Consider the following 1,562-nt stretch of genomic DNA (forward strand, 5'->3'; position numbering starts at 1 on the left):
CGGAACTTGTCAAGGCGGATGAGTCCATCGGGTGTTAAGCGGCGGTCGTGTCGGCCTCCTGGGCTGGTGGGTTGATCCAGACGGTGTCGGGCAGGTCGAGGATCTTCGGCGCACGGTGGGTGCTGAAGCGGTGCGGGTGTCGGGCACGGGCGTCGGTCAGGACGGCACGTCGCTCGGCGGCTTTGTCGGTGGCGAGCCCGAAGTGCACGTTGGCGGGGGTGTGCAATCCGATCCCGGTATGACGATGCTCGTGGTTGTACCAGTGGGCGAAGTCATCCATGAATTGCCTTGCCTCAGACAGGGAGCCGAAGCGCTCGGGAAACTCCGGCCCGTACTTCAGCGTCTTGAACAGCGACTCCGAGAACGGGTTGTCGTTGGATACCCGAGGCCTCGAATGTGATCGGGTGACCTCGAGATCGGCGAGCAGTGTCGCGACGGTCTTGCTGGTCATCGACGTGCCCCGATCGGCGTGCACGACGTGGGGAACGCCGTGCACCTTGAACACCTGCTCGATGAGTTCCTTGGCCAGAACACCGGATTCATGAGCATGGACGTGGACACCGACAATGTAGCGGGAGTAGATGTCGATCATCACGTACGCGTCGAAATAGACACCCTTGACCGGCCCGGGCACCTTGGTGATGTCCCAGGAATACACCTGCCGCGGCGCGGTCGCGACCAACTCCGGACACACCTTGGCGGGATGGCGGGCCAGCCGGCGCCGCTCCTTGACCTGCCTGTTCTCGCGCAGCACCCGGTACATCGTGGACACCGAACACAGATAAACGCCCTCATCGAGCAGTTGGGCATAGATCTGCAACGGTGCCAGATCGACGAACCGGGCGCTGGTGAGCGTCGCCACAACCAACTGCCGCTCCAACTCGGTCAGCTTGTTGACCGGCTCGACCACCGGTTGCGGCGACACCGCCGGCGTAGGTGCCGTGGCGGTGTTGCGCCGCCGGATCGCCGTTGAGCGCACCACGCCAGTCAACGCCGCTGCGTGCCTGGTCGACACGCCGACCGCGAGCAGCGACCCGTAGGCCTCGGTCAGCGCTTCTTCGGTTGCTCGTCGGAATCCGCTCTCTCGGAAAGACTTTCCAAGAGAGCGTGTGCTTTTCCCATGATGTCCAGCGCGGCCTCGGTGGTGGCCAGGCGCTTGCTCATCTGCGCGTTCTCCCGCTTGAGACGGGCGATTTCAGCCTGCTCAGCGGTCAGCTTGCCGATCTTCTCGCCGGGCTGTTTGCCCGCCAGCACACCCGCATCGCGCTGCCTGCGCCATTCGCTGATCGACGACGAATACAAGCCCTCCCGCCTCAGATAGGCACCGCCCTCACCGTGCTCGCAGGCCTGCTCGTAGGCATCCAGGTGGGCCAACTTCTCGGCCGCCGAGAACGCACGCCGGCGGCGCGGCCCGTCGGCGCGCGGGTGGGCTTCATCCATCCGTTCATTGTCATGCACCGACGTCATCATCGAACTGCTCATGGCGTGTTGATCCGTATCTCGCCCTGCATCAGGCCGGTTTGCTATGAACCACTGGACTCAACTCACCCTGGCACGCAGGG

General features: G+C 64.1%; 1 protein-coding gene. It reads right to left on the bottom strand.

Annotation, left to right across the window (positions count from 1 at the left end):
- Positions 1-34: 34 nt before the first annotated feature.
- A protein-coding gene (locus AO501_RS14520) for an IS3 family transposase (RefSeq protein ID WP_142283675.1) occupies positions 35-1,440 on the bottom strand; the annotation gives its coding sequence in 2 pieces (ribosomal slippage) (positions 35-1,074 and positions 1,074-1,440; 1,407 coding nt in all).
- Between the last annotated feature and the right edge of the window lie 122 nt (positions 1,441-1,562).

This window comes from Mycobacterium gordonae (genome assembly GCF_001417955.2).
GTDB classification, from domain to species: Bacteria; Actinomycetota; Actinomycetes; order Mycobacteriales; family Mycobacteriaceae; genus Mycobacterium; species Mycobacterium gordonae_B.